The sequence below is a fragment of the Flavobacterium sp. 245 genome, assembly GCF_004362055.1.
Classification (GTDB): Bacteria; Bacteroidota; Bacteroidia; order Flavobacteriales; family Flavobacteriaceae; genus Flavobacterium.
Genome location: NZ_SNXB01000008.1, coordinates 38,136 through 57,235, shown reverse-complemented (window position 1 = coordinate 57,235; position 19,100 = coordinate 38,136). Strand labels below are relative to the sequence as shown.

The window sequence follows — 19,100 nt, the reverse complement described above, 5'->3', positions numbered from 1 at the left end:
AGATACGGACTTCGATCTCAAACACCTTAAAAAATTAAATACATTAAAAAGTTGCTATGATACTAAATAAGCATCTCGAGGCTTCAGGGCTAAATTTTGATTTAAAAAAACCTCTGAGGCTTTGTTTCTCTTAACCTCTGAACCTAAAAATACATATATTTGCGCCTCAATAAAACAATTGAAATTTATGAGCCTTTTTGATATTATTTTTGGAGGAATCTTGTGTTATAGTCTATACAAAGGAATTAAAAACGGACTTTTTGTAGAAGTTGCTTCTTTTATTTCCTTATTATTAGGAATCTATCTTGCGATTAAATTTTCGTCTATAATGAAAGAAATGATCATGAAACATGTTTCATGGAATCCTAGCACTATTCAAATTACGGCTTTTATTCTAACGTTTATTCTCGTTGTGATTGGCGTTTACTTTTTAGCCAAAATTTTAACCGGAATTGCTGATTTTGCTTTTCTGGGGTGGGCAAATAAATTAGGCGGAGGCTTTTTTAGAGTTTTAAAAACCATCTTGATCATGAGTATTTTTATTGCTTTATTCGAAAAAATAAACTTCAATAATACTTTTGCCAAACAAGAAACTTTAGACAAATCTATTTTTTACAATCCGGTAAAAAAAGTGGCGTCATTTGTATATCCTTCAATTGAAAAATGGTACGAAAGCTTTAAAAAAGAGAGTAGCAAAAAACCTGATGAAACATCAGAAACTGAAAAAGAATAATTTAGTTTGTCTTCAAATATTAAATAATATTTAGAAAACATTTCATTTTCAAATATTTGAAGGAAATAAATTATCTTGCCTCGTATTTCCAACAGCTTATTTAACCAAAAGCAAAAACCAATATGTTGTATTTAACGGGCATAATAATCACCTTTTTTCTGGTTGTTATTCTTGCAAGCAAAAAAAATAAAAGTGAAGCGGATAAGATTCTGGCGTTCTGGCTGTTTTTTACCGGATTTCATTTGTTTTTGTACTATCTGCATTATAAAAATGATTTTGCTTCATTTCCATTTTTATTAGGCTTTGAACTCCCAATGCCATTACTTCAAGGACCTTTTTTGTTTTTATACACTTCGGCACTGACGAATCAGAATCGGCACAAAAAATACAATCTTTTGCATTTTTTGCCTTTTGTAGTAGCCTGTTTAATTTTGATTCCGTTTTTTGAGCTTTCTTTTGAAGAAAAATTAAAGGTTTTTGAAAATGAAGGAAAAGGTTATGAAGATTTGATTTTGATTCTTTATACCGCAATTCTTTTTTCTGGAATTGTTTATGCACTGCTTTCGCTCCAAAAACTTTCAAAACATCGAAAAAATATTTCTGAAGCATTTTCTTTTACCGAAAAAATCAACCTCAGCTGGCTTCAATATTTAATTCTCGGCTCGAGCATTATCTGGGTTGTGGTTATCTTTTTTAATGATGAATATATCTTTTCGGTTGTTGTTTTTTATCTAATTTTCATTGGCTTTTTTGGAATAAAACAAGTTGGAATTTTTACGAATCAAACTATTTCTGAAGACAAAATTTCAACTATTTCTTCTCTTGAAAATTTATCAGAAAAAATAAAATATGAAAAATCAGGTTTAAGCAATTCTGAACTTCAGTCGCTTCATCAAAAGTTAACTCAGATAATGACAGATGAAAAATTGTATCAAAACCCTGATTTGACTTTGGCCGATTTATCGCAAAAATTAAACATTCATTCTAATATTCTTTCGCAGGTAATCAATTCAGCCGAAGGGAAAAATTTTTACGATTATATTAATTCACAACGCGTAGAAGAATTCAAAAAACGGATTCTTTTGCCCGAAAATCAAAAATTCACTTTGCTTTCTGTTGCATTCGAATGTGGCTTTAATTCAAAAACAGCTTTTAACCGAAACTTTAAAAAAGCAACTGGACTTTCCCCTTCTGAATATTTGAAATAAGTTTTTTTTAAGCAAAGTAATTTTTTAATCTCGCAAAGTCGCAAGGTTGCAAAGTTTTTCTTTGTTCAATCTTTTTCAAAACTTTGCAACCTTGCGACTTTGCGAGCAAATTTCAACACAAAAAAACTTAGCACCTTAGCACAAAAAAGAACCACCTTACAAGTTGGGGCGACTCATATAGTACCGAAACACATCTTTGCAGAAATTTTAAAAATTTATGCAATGAAAACCAATGTAATTTATACAGCTGTAATAGCTGTTTCGATCTTCTTTTTTCTTGGATGTGAAAATGAAAATGACATAAACGGCATCGGAAATTTAGTTCCGAAAACAGTCGATCAGGATTCCTCATTACCTTCAATTTCAGTCAACGGAACACAGCTTCACGCGGAGGCTTTTGGAAATCCAAACAATCCAATGCTTATCTTTTTGCACGGCGGTCCAGGTTCTGATTACCGAAACGGCTTGAATGTGCAACAGCTTGCAACTGATGGTTACTATGTAATTTTCTACGATCAGCGCGGCTCTGGATTATCAAAAAGGCATGATAAAAAAAGTTATTCTATTCAGCTTGTTTTAGATGATTTGACAGAGGTCATTAAGCATTACAGAACTTCTCCAGAACAAAAAGTGTTTCTCTTTGGGCATTCGTGGGGCGCAATGCTCGGAACTGCTTATGTCAATTCGTATCCTGATAAAATCAACGGCCTTATTCTCGCTGAACCCGGCGGGCTGAACAAAAAACTATTAGATGAATATGGCGAAATGAGCCGGAAAATCGAGATATTTTCAGAAGTCACCAGCAATCTTTTATATGTTGACCAATTTTTGACTGGAAAAGAAAATCAGCACGAAATTCTTGATTATAAATTCGGGATTGCTACGAGTTTCTCTTATGCAAAAGGCAATAAAGAAGGCATTCCTGGGCCATCGCCATTTTGGAGAATTGGAACAACTGTTTTAGAAAGTTTTACAGACATCGCCGAAAATGATGGTTTTGATTTTACTACCAATTTAAATCAGTACACAACTAAAGTGTTGTTTTTATATGGCGAATTAAATCAGTCCTATGGTTTGAATTTTGCCCAAAAAGAGGCCGCGTATTTTCCAAATGCAGCTATTGAAGAAGTGAAAGGAACTGGCCATGAAATGATTTATTTCAAATGGGAAAACGTGCATCCAATTGTGATGAATTATTTAAATAATTTAAAATAAAAGCCATGAAAGCACTACTATTATTTGTCACATTTCTCATCTCACTTTTCACCTCCAACATTTTGCAAGCACAAAATACAAACTGGAAAAATCTGAAAAATGAAGAAAAACACATTTTAAATGTCAATGCTGGATGGGAATACAGTTTTACTTATGGCTTTGGTTACGGCTATCATTTAAAAACCAAATTACCTATTATTCTGGAAAGTTCTTTTTCGCTTGCTTCAGGAGAAGTTATTTTTGATGATTTTAAAACTAAAATTGGCGGACAAATTAATTTCTACCACACTGAAAATTTCTATTTTAATGCAGCGCTTCACGGAATTTATAGGCGGTATGGAAATCCTCTGGTGACTTTGCAAAATTTTGGTGCCGATGCATCGACAACCATTGGATATTACAAACCAAAATGGTTCATTGCTGGAGAATTTGGTTTTGACAAAGCCATTGTCACCCATTTCAAACATACTGCTATTTATAAAGATGTTTATCCCGATGTTAAAAATGGCTGGTTTGAACCCACAACAGGCGGGAATTTCAATTTCGGGATTCAGGGCGGTTATTCTTTTAATCGAAGCGATCTTATATTAAGAGCTGGAAAAGTAATGAATGAAGATTTTAAAAGTACGCCTTTGATTCCGTTTTATTTGCAATTGGGATATAGTTATAAATTGGAATGATTTTTTTAAACACATAGAAACATAGTTTTCCTTGCGGTTAAAGGCGTTTCACTTGTTTAAATAAACATAGCTATGTGTGAAAAATGTGTTTTTCTTTTAGTTCTCTTTATTTTAAACAAAACATAAAATCTATGTTTCTATGTGTTTAAAAAACAAACCCGACAGGTTAAAAACCTGTCGGGTTTATAACATGTTGTCAGGCGGAGCGAAGTCGAAGACCATTTATAACAAGCTAGCCTTCGACTTCGCTCAGGATGGCATTCTTTTTCAAAATAAAATTTAGAATTTAACCTCTAACTTCTCTCCTTTTTTAAGTGTAATATTTTGTTTTTTATCACCGAAAATTAATGTTGTGTTTCCACCAAGTTTAGAAGAAACTATCAATTTTTGAATCGTTTTATTGCTCCAGCTCATTTCGATTTCAAATCCGCCTCGGGCACAAATCCCAATAACTGAACCTTCTTCCCAAGCATCTGGCAAAGCAGGAAGCAAACGAATTTCATTTTCATCAGATTGCACAAGCATTTCGGCAACGGCTGCTGCACCTCCAAAATTTCCGTCGATTTGAAAAGGCGGATGCGCATCAAACAAATTAGGATACGTTCCTCCGCCACGTCTTGGTTTTTCTGTTTTCTTTTTGTCTGGATCAACGTAACGCAATAATTCACGATACATTTTATAAGCACGATTGCCGTCCCAAAGTCTTGCCCACAAATTAATTCTCCAGCCTTTTGACCAGCCTGTAGTTTCATCACCTTTTATTTCAAGTGTTTTTCTTGATGCTTCGGCTAACTCTGGTGTTTTTAAAGGCGTAATATGATTTCCAGGAAAAAGCCCGAATAAATGCGATTGATGACGATGTTTAGGGTCTTTATCTTCCCAGTCAAAATACCATTCCTGCAAATTCCCTTTTTTTCCAATTTGATAAGGATGAAATTTACTAAGCGTTTTTTCAAGTTTCTCTCTGAAATCGGCATCAACATTCAATATTTTCGAGGCTTTTATTGTTTTATCAAAACATTCGCGAATCATGGCTAAATCTGCAGTTCCTCCATAAAGTGTTGCGCCCACAAATCCGTCTGCAAGTTTATACTGATTTTCCGGTGATGTTGAAGGCGAAGTAATCCAATTTCCATTTTTATCTGTTGTCAGCCAGCCCAGACAAAATTCGGCCGCGCCTTTCATCAACGGATAACCTTCTTTCTTTAAGTACACTTTGTCCTGACTAAAAACATAATGTTCCCATATATGCGTACTCAGCCATGCGCCTGCCATTGGCCAGCACGCCCACATTGGTTCTTCTTTTCCAAATTGCCCAACCGGATTGGTCATTGCCCAAATATCAGAATTATGTGCTGCTGCCCAGCCTTCTTTGACTCCATAAAAAGTTTTAGCCGTAACTTTTCCGGTTACCGAAAGGTTTTTAATGAAACTCAAAAGTGGCAAATGCATTTCAGAAAGATTAGTGTTTTCTGCCAGCCAGTAATTTTCTTCGAGATTGATATTCATCGTATAATTACTGCTCCAAGGCGGTTTTAAATACGGATTCCAAAGTCCTTGCAAGTTTGCGGGAACGCCAATTGTTCTTGATGAACTAATCAACAAATAACGCCCGAAATTGAAATACAGGATTTCTAGATTTTTATCTTCTTTCCCTTCTGAATATCGGAGTAAACGTTCGTCTGTGGGTAAATCTGGTGCTGTAGTTTTTCCTAAATCCAAATTTACACGATTGAAGAATTTTTGATAATCGACAATATGAGATTCTTTTAATTTGTCGAATGATTTTGCATAGGCTTTGTTCAAATTTTGCAATGCCATTGTTATATCGTCTACACCTTCGGTCGCAGGATTTTTGTCAAAGCCATTAAAACTTGTTGCAACAGAAACAAAAATAATGGCTTCTGTTGCATCTTTTAAGGTTAAAGCTTCTCGTGAAGTTGTAATTTTTCCGTCTGTTTTTTTGATTTGGACCAAAGTGGTAAATTTTGTTCCTCTTTCTTTTATGCTCAGATATTTTGGCAAAACAGCATAACCGGCATTTTCATGAATTGGCGCAACACCTGTCATGACCAAGATATTCCCTTTCACTTCGACATTTGACTGTAAGAGACTTTTTAAATTAATATCAAAATTTAAAGCTCCTTTTTGGTCGGCAGTCAGTTTGATGATCATAATTTGATCTGGAGCTGAGACAAAATATTCACGAGTATATTTTATGCCCGCCATTTCATAGCTCACTTTTGATATTGCATTCGAAACATCTAATTCCCGATGGTAATTTACCGCTTTCCCTTTTTCAGAATTATTGATTTCTAATGTTCCTAACGGCGCGTACGATTCGGAATTTTTTCCCTGAACTTTTTTATTGAGCTCTTCTGCCAGTTTGTAATTTTCATTTTTTAATGCTTCGCGAATAGCCGGAATGTTTTTATAAGCTTCCGGATTCATATTTGCATTTACAGGTTCGCCTGACCAAAGCGTAATGTCATTAAGATCAATTTTATCTAAATTTGCGCCTCCATAAACTGTTGCGCCCATTTTTCCGTTTCCTAGAACTAAGCTTTCTTCAAAGAATTCTGCCGGTTGATTGTACCATAAAACATGTTTGGATTGCGCCGAAATGTTTATATAGTAAGATGTGAGAAGTAAGATGAAAAATGTTTTTTTAATCATATCTGGTTATCTTATCCTAACAGGTTTTGAAAACCTGTTAGGTTTTTATTGAATATCTAAAACTAATAAAAATCTATGTGATACCTAACAGGTTTTCAAAACCTGTTAGGATAAAAAACTTAAATGAGGTTTATAGTCATTTTATGCGCGCGAGGGACACTAACAATCCGCCACCGCGGAGCGGATAGCCCGACCGCATTTACTAATCACTAAAGACTAATCACTAAGGGCTAGTAACTAAGGACTAATAACTATTTACTAACCTTATATTTCTCGTTTGCCGAAGCCATTTCCCAATTATCTGTTCTGAAAGGCGATGCAGGGAATTTTTCTTTGTTGAAAAGATTAATCTGCGTATCGTCGTCGGCCCAGCCGTAATGCACCGCAACGGGATTTTGAACCTCGTCGCTTAAAACAATTATTTTGTTGTCTTTAATTATTGCCTTCGCGGCATGAAAAACTTTGTCGGTACCAGCAATTTCAAAACCTTTTAATTCGGCGTCATTTGGCGTTGACAACCCGCCACCGATGTTATCGAAAGTCAGAATAATTTGGTTTCCTTTTATTTCCTGAGATTTGTATGTGGGTCCGCTAAAAACTTGTTTTTTGCCGTAAACATTATTTAAGGCAATTGCTGCCAAACGTAATCCAACGTCTTGTTTGTTTGTTGGATGAATATCTTTTGCGTTTCCAATATCTGTGGTAACAGCCATTCCGGTATTTTTCAGTTTTAAAGTTTCCGATTGTGCTTCGCGAAGTTCTGCCCAACGGCTTCCTTTTTTGCTGTTTCCTCCAAACTCATCGAAAGTTGATAATTGTACAAAATAAAAAGGAAAATCACCTTGTTTGAATTTTGTTCTCCAATCAGTGATCATTAATGGGAACGCTTTTTTATATTGGTTGGCGCGCCAAACATTAGTCTCGCCCTGATACCACAAAACACCTTCGATAGCATAAGGAACCAACGGATTTACCATTGCATTATATAATAAAGAAGGATAACTATTTGGCGATAAAGCCGTTTTTACAGCAATAACTCTAAATTTCCATTTTCCGTCAAGCGGAAGAACTTTGCTGCCAACGGTTAACTTTAAATCTTCAGATTCTCCATAAATACCTCCACCTCCACTATTATCCACAATTCGCACGGCAATTACATTTTTCCCTTCTTTTAAAACGTTTTCTGGTATTTGATAAATACGTCTGGCATCCCATTGGGTATTTTTTCCCACTTCAATTCCGTTTACATACGTGATGTCTTCATCGTCGATTTTTGCTAAACTTAAAGTTGCTTTGTTTTTAATGTCTTCTGCGGAAAGTGTAATGGTTTTTCGCATCCAAACTACACCATCTAAATCGCCAAGATGCTGACTTTCCCATATACTTGGCGTATTTAATTCGCCCCAAGAAGCATCATCAAAAGAAACTTCTTTGAAAGTATTCTCATTTGCTGTACTTACTGGAGCTCCTTGAATTTTCTCGATTCTTTCTTTCATTTTTTGTGCGTACAATTTTGAAATAGAATCAACATCCATAACCGGAACATCGACAATCATGTTTTTAAATTCTGGGCTATTCTCGAATGCTTCACGGCTTGTCCAGGTTTCAACATTGGTTCCGCCCCAAGAAGTATTGATGATTCCGATTGGAATTTTTAATTCGGCGTATAATTTTCGGGCAAAATAAAACCCAACTGCGGTAAAATTACCAACCGTTTCTTTGCTAGAAACTTCCCATTTTCCAGCTTTTAAATCGTCTTTTGGTTTTCCGCTTAAATCCCTTTCAACACCAAAATGGCGAATCATTGGATAATCGGCATTATTCATTTCTTGTTCGGCGTTTATGGTTTTAGAAACCTGAAATTCCATATTTGATTGTCCGCTGCAAATCCATACTTCACCAACTAAAACATTTTTAATCGTGATTTTATTTTTTCCGATGACAACAAGTTCAAATGGTCCGCCTGCTTTTTCAGCATCTAAATTGACTGTCCATTTTCCGTTTTTATCGGCCTGTGTTTTTTTGATTTGTTTATTGAAATGAATTTCTACTTTTTCATTGGTATCAGCAAAACCCCAAATAGGGATTGCTTTATTGCGTTGCAATACCATTCCGTCTGAAAATAGTAGCGGCATTTTGACATTGGCATTTGCAATTATGCCACATGCAAGTAAAAAAAAGACTATAATTTTTTTCATTTTTTCTAATATAAATAGTAAACCATATAAGGAACATAAGTAACGTCAAGCTAACTGTGAGGTTGAACTTAAATCACTTATATTCCTTATATGGTAAATTTACTGTTTTTATTTTACTGTGATCCTTCGATCATAGTATTTAAAACTTGAGAATCAAAGACCGTATTATTTGATCTTTCGCTCCCATTGTTTTTTTTAATTACTGAATTGTTATAGCAATCTCTGTTTTGATATCTCTTGATGAGTTGCCAATTTTTAAAGTATATTTTCCGGGTTCAACTGTCCATTTTTTAGCTGAAACATCATAATAGGCCAATTCTTTTACCGGAATTTGAATAGTAACCGTTTCTGAACTGCCCGATTTTACGAATACTTTTTTGAAGCCTTTTAACTCTTTTGAAGCGCGGGTTACTTTAGAATCTGTTTTCGAAGAATATACTTGAACAACTTCTTTTCCGTCAACTTTGCCTGTGTTTTTTACTTCAGCAGAAATAGAAATTACGTCATTTGAGGTATAAGAAGTTTTGTCTGTTTTACTGTTTTCAATAGCAAAAGTGGTGTATGACAATCCGTAACCAAAAGGAAATAACGGTGCAATATTTTTAGTATCAAACCAACGGTAACCTATCAAAATTCCCTCTGCATAATTTACCGATTTTCCGCCTGGAAAGCTTTTTGTAGCGTGCGCTGGCGAATCCATAATATTTTTAGGCATGGTCCAAGGCAGTTTCCCTGACGGATTTACTTTCCCAAGCAACACATCAGCCAATGCATTTCCTCCTTCAGAACCATTAAACCAGCTCCAAACTACAGCAGGCGATTTTTTAGTAACTTCATCAATATCAAATGGAGCTCCGGCAATCATGACCACAATAGTTCTTGGATTTACTGCCAATACTTTTTTGATTAATTCTTCCTGACCAAAAGGCAATTTCAAAGTTCTTCTATCAGAAGCTTCTGTTTCATAATCACGATTTGAACCTGCAAAAATCACCGCAACATCAGATTTTTTAGCTGCCTCAACCGCTTCTTGTACTTTTGCTGGATCTAATTCATCAATAGTTACGGGACCGTTTAATGTAATATCGCCGAGTTTTCCTTTGTTTTTTTCGTCATAACGCTCTAAATAACCTTCGGCATAATTGATTTTTATAGAAGAAGGCAATCTGTTTTTTAAACCTTCAAGCGGTGTAACTTCTCTTTTTGTTTTTACTCCAGCTCCAAATCCGCCTAAAGCATTTTTCTTCATCGCATTGTTACCAATTACGGCAATAGATTTAACTCCGTCTAGTTTTAAAGGCAATGCATTGTTGCTATTTTTCAATAATACAATGTCTTCCGCAGCAATTTTATAAGCATCTTGATAATGCGCTTCTGTAGAAATACTTCCTTTCGTACGATCTTTTGCGCCAATTGCTTTTACTTGGAACAAAGCTCTTAAAATACGTTTTACATGAAGATCAATTTCAGTTTCTGCAATTTCTCCCGCTTTTACAGCAGCGATTAATTTATCTGCCAAGAAAAATTCGTTGAATGGTTTTGGTGTTCCCATTTCAATATCGAGTCCGTTTTTTAGTGATTTCACTGTTGAATGCACCGCAGCCCAGTCTGAAACTACAACGCCTTTAAATCCCCATTCATCACGAAGAATTTTATTCAGCATATAATCATTTTCACATAAATATTCTCCTCTAAATTTATTGTAAGCGCCCATTATTGCATATGCTTTTGCTTCTTTTACCGAAGCTTCAAATGCCGGAAGATAAATTTCGCGCAGTGTACGCTCATCCATTTGAACGTCTACAAAATCACGATTTGTTTCCTGATTGTTTGCTGCATAATGTTTTACGCACGCCATTACGTCTTTTTCCTGTAAACCAACGATCAAAGGCACCGCAATTTTTTTATTCAAAAACGGATCTTCAGACATATATTCATAGGTTCTTCCTCCAAGCGGTGTTCTGACCATATTAATTGCTGGCGAAAGCAGCATGTCTTTATCTCTTGCTCGCAGTTCTTCGCCTAAACTATTTCCGAAAGTATGCGCCATTTCAGCATTCCAAGTTGCAGCCAAACCGCCACCCGCAGGATAATACGTTGCAAAATCATTAGTTAATCCGGCTGGTGCCCAGCTGTCTCTCGAGATTTCCTCACGAACTCCTAGCGGTCCATCGGCCATTTTTAATTCGGGAATACCCAAACGTTCTACAGCGCCTGTACTAAACATACTGTTTCCGTGCAACATTCCAATTTTTTCCTCAAGCGTCATTTGAGAAACTAATTTATCTATTTCGGCATCATGTTCTGATCCGATTTCTTTTCCTTGATATTCTTTCTGAACCGTTTCAGAACCTGAGTTTTGTGTTTCATTTTTACACGAAACAAAAAACATAAGCGTCAGCGCTGCTGAGAAGTATATAAATTTGTTTTTCATTGATTGTGGTTTTTAGTTTTTGATAGTTATGTGGTTTTTAAATCTAAAATAATTATAATTTTTTGAATCTTACAGCTCCACCGCCGGCTCCGCCTAGATGTAACTTAAGAACATCTGAAGCTTTTACCGTTTTCTTCGAAATGGCAACTGCTTCTGGATTGTGCGTTTGATCAGTGCCTTCGGCATCAACATAAATTTGTGCTTCATAAGTTGCATTTGGATCAAGGAATGCTAATGAAATTGCTACATTTCTTGGTTTTTCATTTGTCAAAGTTCCTAAATACCAATCGGCACTATTTCTGTCTTTTCTTGCCGTTGTGATATATTCACCAATTTTCCCTTCCAAGATTTTAGTGTCTTCCCAATCTGTTGGAACATCTTTTAAGAACTCTAAAGCTGGTTTTCCTTCGTAATTTTCAGGAAGATCGGCAAGCATTTGAATTGGAGAATAAATCGTTACATACAATGCCAATTGCTGTCCAACTGTTCCTTGAATTCTTTTTCCCGCATATCCTTGCTTCACCTCAACATCAAAAATTCCAGGCGTAAAATCCATTGGGCCAGAAAGCAATCTTGTAAACGGAATAATACTTAAATGGTTGGGCGGGTTTCCTTCGCTCCAAGCATTGTATTCTTGTCCACGCGCCGCTTCTCTTGAAACCATGTTTGGATACGTTCTTCGTTCGCCAGTATCTTTTATTGATTCGTGGTATAATACGGCTAGATCATGTTGTGCCGCTTTTTCTAAAATATATCTGAAATAATTTACTCCAAACTGCCCAAAATGCATTTGTTTCATATTTAGCTTAGAGCCTACATGACCAATTTTCACCGTATGAATTCCGAGTTTTTTGTATAAAGCAAAACCTTCGTCAACTTGTTTTAAGTAATTAATCAAGTTTGAACCTGTTTCATGATATCCGATTAATTCGATGTTGTTTTTCTTTCCGTATTCCACTACTTTTTCTAAGTCGAAATTGTCAGCAGTTTTGGTAAAACTGAACATGTGCATACGGTTTTCATACCAGCCCGGCGTCCAGCCTTTGTTCCAGCCTTCGATCAATAAATGATGGAAACCTTCTTTGGCCGTAAAATCAATATATTCTTCGGCGTGTTTGGTTGTTGCGCCTTGTTTGTCACTTTCCCAAAAAGTGTATTTTCCAATGTGCATTCCCCACCAAATTCCTAAATATTTATACGGTTTGAAATAAGTGTTTGTGTTTTTTAATTTATTTGGTTCGTTTAAATTTAAAACCAAATAAGAGGTAATCAAATCACCTGGATTTTCTCCAATTTGAATCGTTCTCCAAGAAGAAGTAAAAGTCTCTTTCACACGAACTTTTACACCATCTGCCCACGGCACTAAATCCGATTTTAATTCGGTTCCCTTTATATTTACCAAAGTCATACTGGCAAAATCGACCAAATTTGCTTCATGAAAACTTAAGGCTAAACCACTTTTACTTTCAATTGTAAGCGGTGTTAAAACCGTATCGAGTGTACTTACAGGCGAATCTTTAAAAAGATATTCGTCACGATTTTCTCTATTTGCCGGAATCCACCATGCTTTTCCGTCTTCTTTTAAATTAAAAGTTGTTTTTTCATCCATAATGAAAATACTGTCTTTTACATTTTGTTTTGGATAAACATATCGAAATGCAACTCCGTCGTCGAAAGCACGAAACTGAATTTGTAATTTTCTTTTGTTTCCGCTTTTCTGCTGTAAATCAACAATTAATTGATTGTAATGATTTCTAATGTCTTTCTTTTCTCCCCAAACTTGTTCCCAAGTTTCATCAAAAGAAGAAGTTTTGACGTTTTCAATATCAAAATTTGAACTTAAATCTTCATTTCCTTTTAACAAAAATCCCATTTCTGATGGAGAAATCACTTCAATTTTTCCGTGTGAAACAGCATATTTTGGCGTATTTTTTACCAGCTCAAATTTGATTTTATTTTTCCCGTTTGGCGAGGCCAATTCGTAAGCATTTTTATTTTTCTGGCTGTATCCAATCAAAATTGAAAGTAATAACGCGGGAAGAATCAGATATTTTTTCATGATATTTTCTTAATTCATTTTTTAATAAATCGGGCAAAAATTAGGCTTTCGCCCGATTTAGAAACTCAATAAAAACTATTTTTCATCTGCTGTTCTTTTAAACCCGCAAACTTATTATTCTGATGTAACTACAATTGTTGCAGATTTTAATGCTTTTGCTTTCGCGGTTAATTCTAATCTTCCTGATTGAATATCCGATTGAACAATCACTAAACATTTTCCGTTCAAAGCAGTATGTTTGAAACCTTTATACGATTCGTGGCTTACTGGATCTCCGCTGCAAACGCCTACTATTTTTCCATTTCCTTTTAAAGAGAAGTTGATTTCGTTATTTGCATTTGGAGCCAAAGTTCCATTTTCATCCAAAATATCAACTGTAATGAACGACAAATCATTTCCATCTGCTTTAATGGTACTTCTGTCTGCAGTCAATTTTAAATTTTCAGGATTTCCAGCCGTTTTTATTTCGGTTTCTAAAACTGTTTTTCCATTTTTGCGAGAAACCGCTTTTAGCGTTCCAGCCTGATAAGGAATTCTCCACATTACATGCAAGTCATCTCCTTTTTTGCTTCTGATTCCAACTGATTTTCCGTTAAGAAAAAGTTCAACCTCATCTGCTTTATTATAGTAAGCCCAAACATCAACCGTTTGTCCGACTTTCCAGTTCCAATGCGGAAAAATATGCAGGACCGTTTTGTCTGTCCATTCGCTTTGGTACATATAATAGACATCTTTTGGGAAACCAGCCAAATCTACAATTCCGAAATACGAACTTACTGATGGCCATTCATAAGGAGTTGGTTCTCCGATATAATCGAAACCAGTCCAAATGTACATTCCAGAAAGATAATCGTGCTTTTTAACCACTTTCCAGGTCGCTTCGTGCGTAGAACCCCAAGGCGCCTGAACCTGATCATAAGCCGAAACCGTATTGCCAGGGTTTCCATCAGTAAATTTAAGATCCCATCTTACCGGCCATTTTTTTACAACATCCGAAACATTGTCATAATAACCTCGCGTTTCCAGACCTGAAGTTGTTTCGGTTGCGATAAAAGGTGTTTTAGGAAAGTATTCTTTATGGTGCTCATACGTTTGATGTGCATAATTATATCCAATTAAATCTAAAACTCCAGAGGCAGCAATTGGATTAACTTGAACATTCTTTTTTTCAAATTGCAGTGTCACCTCATCCATATTCATATTTACCGGCGGATTCATAGCGGCTGTAATTGGTCGGGTTTTATCATAATCACGTACAATTCCAGTTAATTCTTTGGCAATTTGTACTCCAGTTTCGCTCCATTGATCTGGAATTTCATTTCCGATACTCCAAATAAAAATACTTGCATGATTACGATCACGAAGCAATTGGTCAATCAAATCTTTTTTATGCCATTTTTCCCAGTCGTTTGCGTAGTCGTATTTTGTTTTGTTTGTTTTCCACATATCAAAAGCTTCATCCATAACGATGAACCCCATTTTGTCGCAAAGATCTAAGAGTTCTGGAGCAGGCGGATTATGAGAAGTTCTGATTCCGTTTACCCCCATTCCTTTCAGAATTTCTAATTGACGTTCGATCGCTCTTGTATTGATTGCAGCTCCTAATGGGCCTAAATCGTGATGCATACAAACTCCTTTAATTTTTACTTGTTTTCCGTTTAAAAGGAAACCTTTGTCTAAATCAAATTTAAAATCTCTGATTCCGAAATTGGTTTTGTATTGATCGACAATTTTATCATCTACCGAAATCTCTGTAACCGCTGTGTACAATTCAGGTTTTTCTACAGACCATAAAATTGGTTTTTCAACTTGTGCTTCTTGTTTGATAATCTGATTGGCATTTGCACCAATAGTTATATTTTGAGTAACAGATGTTACTTTAGTATCTTCTTTAAAAATAGTAGTTGTTACGACTGCTTTTTTTGAAGCTGCATTTTGATTTTGAATCGTAGTTTCAAAATTTAAAGAAGCTTTTTCGGCAGTAACTTTTGGCGTTTTCACATAAGTTCCCCATTGTGCAACATGTAATTTATCTGTCGTTTCGATCCAGACATTTCTAAAAATCCCTGAACCCGAATACCAGCGCGAATTTGGCTGTTTTGAATTGTCAACCTTAACAATTATCTCATTGTTTTTTTCTCCATAATTTAAATAGGGCGAAATCTCATATTGAAAACCAATATATCCGTTTGGGCGTTTTCCTAAAAAATGTCCGTTTATCCAGACTTCACTGTTTTTGTAAACACCATCAAAAGTGATTGAAGTTATTTTTGCGCTGTCTTCTGCCGCAACTTTGAATGTTTTTTTATACCAGCCTAAACCGCCATTTAAAGAACCTCCGCCATAACCTGCAGGGCTTTTTTCATCAAATTTTCCTTCAATGCTCCAATCATGAGGAACATTTAATGTTCTCCATTTTGTTGCCGCTCCAATAGTATCTTTATCAACGATGCTGTCATTGAGATGAAAACTCCAATCAGAATTAAAAGAAACTTTTCGGTTGCTGAAAGCCTCTTCGTTTTTATTGCATGACGTGAATAAGGTTATTACTGCCAGCAGTAGTACTGCCAGGCTGCCGCTTAAATATTTTCTTTTATTTTTCATTTTGATATAATTTTTGAAAATTTTTGAAAAACAAATATAAACATACCATTACATGACTGTATCAATCACCTACCGGTTAGTTTTACATATCTAAGTAATTAAAGCTTTAAATTACACAAACATCATCTGCAACAGGGCTTTTATTTCTTATAAACACGTTTATGCTTTGGTCAACCAGCAAGTTTATTTTTTAAACCTCTAATTAAACTAAAATATCTTATGGTTAATTCGACCACAAGTATAATGCTAATTTTCTATTTTGGCAAAATATCATGCCTATTTTTCATTTAACTGAAATTAATTAGCACTTATTTTTACTAATTAGCTGTTTCTTTTCTTAAAATTAGATAATAAAAACAATGAAGCGCATTTTGTCAATCTGGAAGTAAATTAGAAAGGCATTTTTTAGCCATCAAAATGAACCAATCAAATCTCAGGCAAAAAATTCTGCATTATGTCATTATTAGTTTTTTAGATCAAAAACAGCGGTATGTTTCGCAACGAGACACAAAATTGTATAAATTTGATCTTGAGATTTACAATAAATTAAGCGAAAGGATTTAATTTCGAATTTTAAACACTGTTTATAAAAAGCAAAATGACATTTCCTTCTCCAAGAAAAAATGAAATACCTGATAGCAGCACAGCCGTAGATGGCATTACGATTGACTGCGTTATTTTCGGATTCAATAAAGCTAATCTGGAAGTGCTATTAGTGCAGCATGCCGAAGGAGAAAGTATTGGAAAATGGGGGTTGCTGGGCGGTTATCTTAAAAAAGACGAAAGTGCTGATGATGCTGCACAACGAATTGTCTATGAACTTACAAAGCTTGACAATATTTACTTGGAGCAGTTAAAAGCATTTACAAATCCGAACCGCGTAAGCGAACGACGTGTTGTTACTATTGGCTATTATACCTTGGTAAACCGCGAAGATTATAATATCAAAGCGAGTTTAAAAGTTATAGAAGCAAAATGGTACAAAATAAGCGAAATTCCGGATTTGATTTTTGACCACAACGAAATTCTGGATTTCAGTTTGATGCAGTTGCAAAACCGCGTGCGTCAGGCGCCAATTGGTTTTAATCTTTTACCTGAAAAATTTACTTTACTGCAGCTGATGCATCTTTATGAAGAAATTCTTGGGATTGAATTGGATAAATCTAATTTCCGACGAAAAATTCTCCACATGAAACTCCTTGTTGCACTTGATGAAAAACAAAAAGACGTTTCGCACAGAGCTGCAAAATTGTATAAATTTGATCCTGATATTTACAAAAAACTGACCGAAAAAGGATTCAATTTTGAATTTTAATACCCGTTTTGAATTTCGGCAGGCAAGTATCCTACAACTACATTTCAGAATCCAAAACTTTGCGCTATCTTTGCGCCTTAATAACATGCGCTAAAGCAATTGCTGCAGTGCAATTTATACCCAAAAAAAGATTTAAACTCGATTAGAGAACTGATATATTAAAATGAAGAAGATACGTAACTTTTGCATTATTGCACACATTGACCACGGTAAAAGTACACTGGCAGACCGATTATTGGGCGCTACACAAACCGTTACAGCTCGTGAAGAAAAAGCACAATTGCTTGACAACATGGACCTGGAGCGCGAGCGTGGAATTACCATAAAAAGTCACGCCATACAAATGGAATATACTTATAAAGGTGAAGAATATATCCTGAATTTGATTGACACTCCTGGTCACGTTGACTTTTCATACGAAGTTTCAAGATCGATTGCTGCCTGCGAAGGTGCGCTTTTGATTGTTGATGCTGCGCAAAGTATTCAGGCGCAGACTATTTCGAACTTATATTTGGCTTTAGAAAATGACTTGGAAATTATTCCGGTTTTAAATAAAGTCGATTTGCCAAGTGCTAATCCAGAGGAAGTTAGTGACGATATTATTGATTTACTTGGATGTAAATTGGAAGATATTATTCACGCTTCTGGAAAAACAGGTTTTGGTGTTGAAAATATTTTGGCGGCTATTATCGAAAAAATACCTGCTCCAAAAGGAAATCCTGATGAGCCATTGCAGGCTTTGATTTTTGACTCGGTTTACAATCCGTTTCGTGGAATCGAAGTAATTTTTAGAGTTGTAAATGGTGAAATCAAAAAAGGGCAAAAAATTAAATTCATGGCTACAGGCAATGAATATTTTGCTGATGAAATTGGAACTTTAAAATTAAATCAGGTTCCTAAAAATGTGATTTCTTCGGGAGATGTTGGATATTTGATTTCTGGAATTAAAGAAGCGAAAGAAGTAAAAGTTGGAGATACTCTAACCGATGCCAAAACGCCGACAACGAATATGATTACTGGTTTTGAGGATGTAAAACCAATGGTATTTGCTGGAATTTATCCAGTTGATACTGAAGATTACGAAGATTTGCGTTCTTCTATGGAAAAATTGCAATTAAATGATGCTTCATTAGTTTTTACTCCTGAAAGCTCTGCGGCTTTAGGATTTGGTTTCCGTTGCGGATTCTTAGGAATGCTTCACATGGAAATTATCCAAGAGCGTTTAGAGCGTGAATTTGATATGACTGTAATTACTACAGTTCCTAACGTTTCGTATTTGGCTTACACCAAAAAAGATCCGGAAACTGCATTTGTTGTAAATAACCCTTCTGACTTACCTGAACCTTCTCGTTTAGATAGAGTTGAAGAACCTTATATTAAAGCAACTATCATTACAAAAGCCGACTTCGTAGGAAACGTAATGAGTTTATGTATCGAAAAACGTGGTCAAATTACGAATCAAACGTATTTGACAACAGAACGTGTTGAATTGAATTTTGATATGCCTTTGGCGGAAATTGTATTCGATTTTTATGATCGTTTAAAAACAGTTTCTAAAGGTTATGCTTCTTTTGATTATTCTCCTATCGGGATGAGAACTTCGAAATTAGTAAAACTGGATGTCCTTTTAAATGCTCAGACTGTAGATGCGCTTTCTGCATTGATTCACGAAGATAACGCGTACAACATTGGTAAAAAAATGACCGAAAAATTACGTGAATTGATTCCGAGACAGCAATTTGACATTCCGATTCAGGCTGCAATTGGAGCGAAAATCATCGCTCGTGAAACGATTAAAGCACTTCGTAAAGACGTTACTGCAAAATGTTACGGTGGAGATATTTCGCGTAAGCGTAAATTGCTTGAAAAACAGAAAAAAGGTAAAAAACGTATGAGACAAGTTGGAAACGTTGAAATTCCACAAGAGGCATTTATGGCTGTTTTGAAACTTAATGACTAGATTTTTTTTATTTAGAAA

At 35.3% G+C, this 19,100-nt stretch carries 11 protein-coding genes; 6 read left to right on the top strand and 5 right to left on the bottom strand.

Annotated elements, in window-relative coordinates; translation table 11 throughout:
* Positions 1-187 precede the first annotated feature (187 nt).
* The 4 genes from EV145_RS15465 (at position 188) to EV145_RS15450 (ending at position 3,836) form a co-directional block, all read left to right on the top strand.
* Positions 188-733: a CvpA family protein gene (locus EV145_RS15465; RefSeq protein WP_133526104.1), complete on the top strand. Its 546-nt coding sequence runs from the start codon at positions 188-190 to the stop codon at positions 731-733.
* A 122-nt stretch (positions 734-855) separates the two neighbouring features.
* A complete protein-coding gene (locus EV145_RS15460) occupies positions 856-1,941 on the top strand; it encodes a helix-turn-helix domain-containing protein (RefSeq protein ID WP_133526103.1) in 1,086 nt (361 codons plus the stop codon).
* A 222-nt stretch (positions 1,942-2,163) separates the two neighbouring features.
* The gene (locus tag EV145_RS15455) at positions 2,164-3,156 is read left to right on the top strand and encodes an alpha/beta fold hydrolase (RefSeq protein WP_133526102.1); all 993 of its coding nucleotides are present in this window, start codon (positions 2,164-2,166) and stop codon (positions 3,154-3,156) included.
* Between the two features lie 5 nt (positions 3,157-3,161).
* A complete protein-coding gene (locus EV145_RS15450; RefSeq protein WP_133526101.1) occupies positions 3,162-3,836 on the top strand; it encodes a hypothetical protein in 675 nt (224 codons plus the stop codon).
* A gap of 279 nt (positions 3,837-4,115) precedes the next feature.
* Here EV145_RS15450 and EV145_RS15445 read toward each other — a convergent pair whose 3' ends face one another.
* The 5 genes from EV145_RS15445 to EV145_RS15425 form a co-directional block, all read right to left on the bottom strand.
* Positions 4,116-6,512, bottom strand: a complete 2,397-nt coding sequence (locus EV145_RS15445) for a glycosyl hydrolase family 95 catalytic domain-containing protein (protein WP_133526100.1) — start codon at positions 6,510-6,512, stop codon at positions 4,116-4,118.
* Positions 6,513-6,763: 251 nt separating this feature from the next.
* Positions 6,764-8,710 (bottom strand): sialate O-acetylesterase, encoded by a 1,947-nt coding sequence (locus EV145_RS15440; RefSeq protein ID WP_133526099.1) that lies wholly within the window; start codon positions 8,708-8,710, stop codon positions 6,764-6,766.
* A gap of 199 nt (positions 8,711-8,909) precedes the next feature.
* Positions 8,910-11,144, bottom strand: coding sequence for a glycoside hydrolase family 3 C-terminal domain-containing protein (locus EV145_RS15435; protein ID WP_133526098.1), 2,235 nt, complete (start codon positions 11,142-11,144; stop codon positions 8,910-8,912).
* A 52-nt stretch (positions 11,145-11,196) separates the two neighbouring features.
* Complete coding sequence (locus tag EV145_RS15430) at positions 11,197-13,203, bottom strand: glycoside hydrolase family 97 protein (RefSeq protein WP_133526097.1); 2,007 nt, start codon at positions 13,201-13,203, stop codon at positions 11,197-11,199.
* A 114-nt stretch (positions 13,204-13,317) separates the two neighbouring features.
* The gene (locus EV145_RS15425; protein ID WP_133526096.1) at positions 13,318-15,807 is read right to left on the bottom strand and encodes a glycoside hydrolase family 2 TIM barrel-domain containing protein; all 2,490 of its coding nucleotides are present in this window, start codon (positions 15,805-15,807) and stop codon (positions 13,318-13,320) included.
* Between the two features lie 598 nt (positions 15,808-16,405).
* Between EV145_RS15425 and EV145_RS15420 the strand changes: the two genes are divergently transcribed.
* Both EV145_RS15420 and lepA read left to right on the top strand, forming a co-directional pair.
* Entirely contained in the window at positions 16,406-17,122 is a 717-nt protein-coding gene (locus EV145_RS15420; RefSeq protein WP_133526095.1) for an NUDIX hydrolase, read from the top strand.
* Between the two features lie 163 nt (positions 17,123-17,285).
* On the top strand, positions 17,286-19,082 hold the full coding sequence (gene lepA, locus EV145_RS15415; RefSeq protein WP_099717971.1) for a translation elongation factor 4: 1,797 nt from the start codon (positions 17,286-17,288) through the stop codon (positions 19,080-19,082).
* Positions 19,083-19,100: the final 18 nt, after the last annotated feature.

Bases quoted from the DNA above. Each gene is read 5' to 3' on its own strand.
- EV145_RS15465 (WP_133526104.1), top strand. From the start codon at position 188: ATGAGCCTTTTTGATATTATTTTTGGAGGAATCTTGTGTTATAGTCTA.
- EV145_RS15460 (WP_133526103.1), top strand. From the start codon at position 856: ATGTTGTATTTAACGGGCATAATAATCACCTTTTTTCTGGTTGTTATT.
- EV145_RS15455 (WP_133526102.1), top strand. From the start codon at position 2,164: ATGAAAACCAATGTAATTTATACAGCTGTAATAGCTGTTTCGATCTTC.
- EV145_RS15450 (WP_133526101.1), top strand. From the start codon at position 3,162: ATGAAAGCACTACTATTATTTGTCACATTTCTCATCTCACTTTTCACC.
- EV145_RS15445 (WP_133526100.1), bottom strand. From the start codon at position 6,512: ATGATTAAAAAAACATTTTTCATCTTACTTCTCACATCTTACTATATA.
- EV145_RS15440 (WP_133526099.1), bottom strand. From the start codon at position 8,710: ATGAAAAAAATTATAGTCTTTTTTTTACTTGCATGTGGCATAATTGCA.
- EV145_RS15435 (WP_133526098.1), bottom strand. From the start codon at position 11,144: ATGAAAAACAAATTTATATACTTCTCAGCAGCGCTGACGCTTATGTTT.
- EV145_RS15430 (WP_133526097.1), bottom strand. From the start codon at position 13,203: ATGAAAAAATATCTGATTCTTCCCGCGTTATTACTTTCAATTTTGATT.
- EV145_RS15425 (WP_133526096.1), bottom strand. From the start codon at position 15,807: ATGAAAAATAAAAGAAAATATTTAAGCGGCAGCCTGGCAGTACTACTG.
- EV145_RS15420 (WP_133526095.1), top strand. From the start codon at position 16,406: ATGACATTTCCTTCTCCAAGAAAAAATGAAATACCTGATAGCAGCACA.
- lepA (WP_099717971.1), top strand. From the start codon at position 17,286: ATGAAGAAGATACGTAACTTTTGCATTATTGCACACATTGACCACGGT.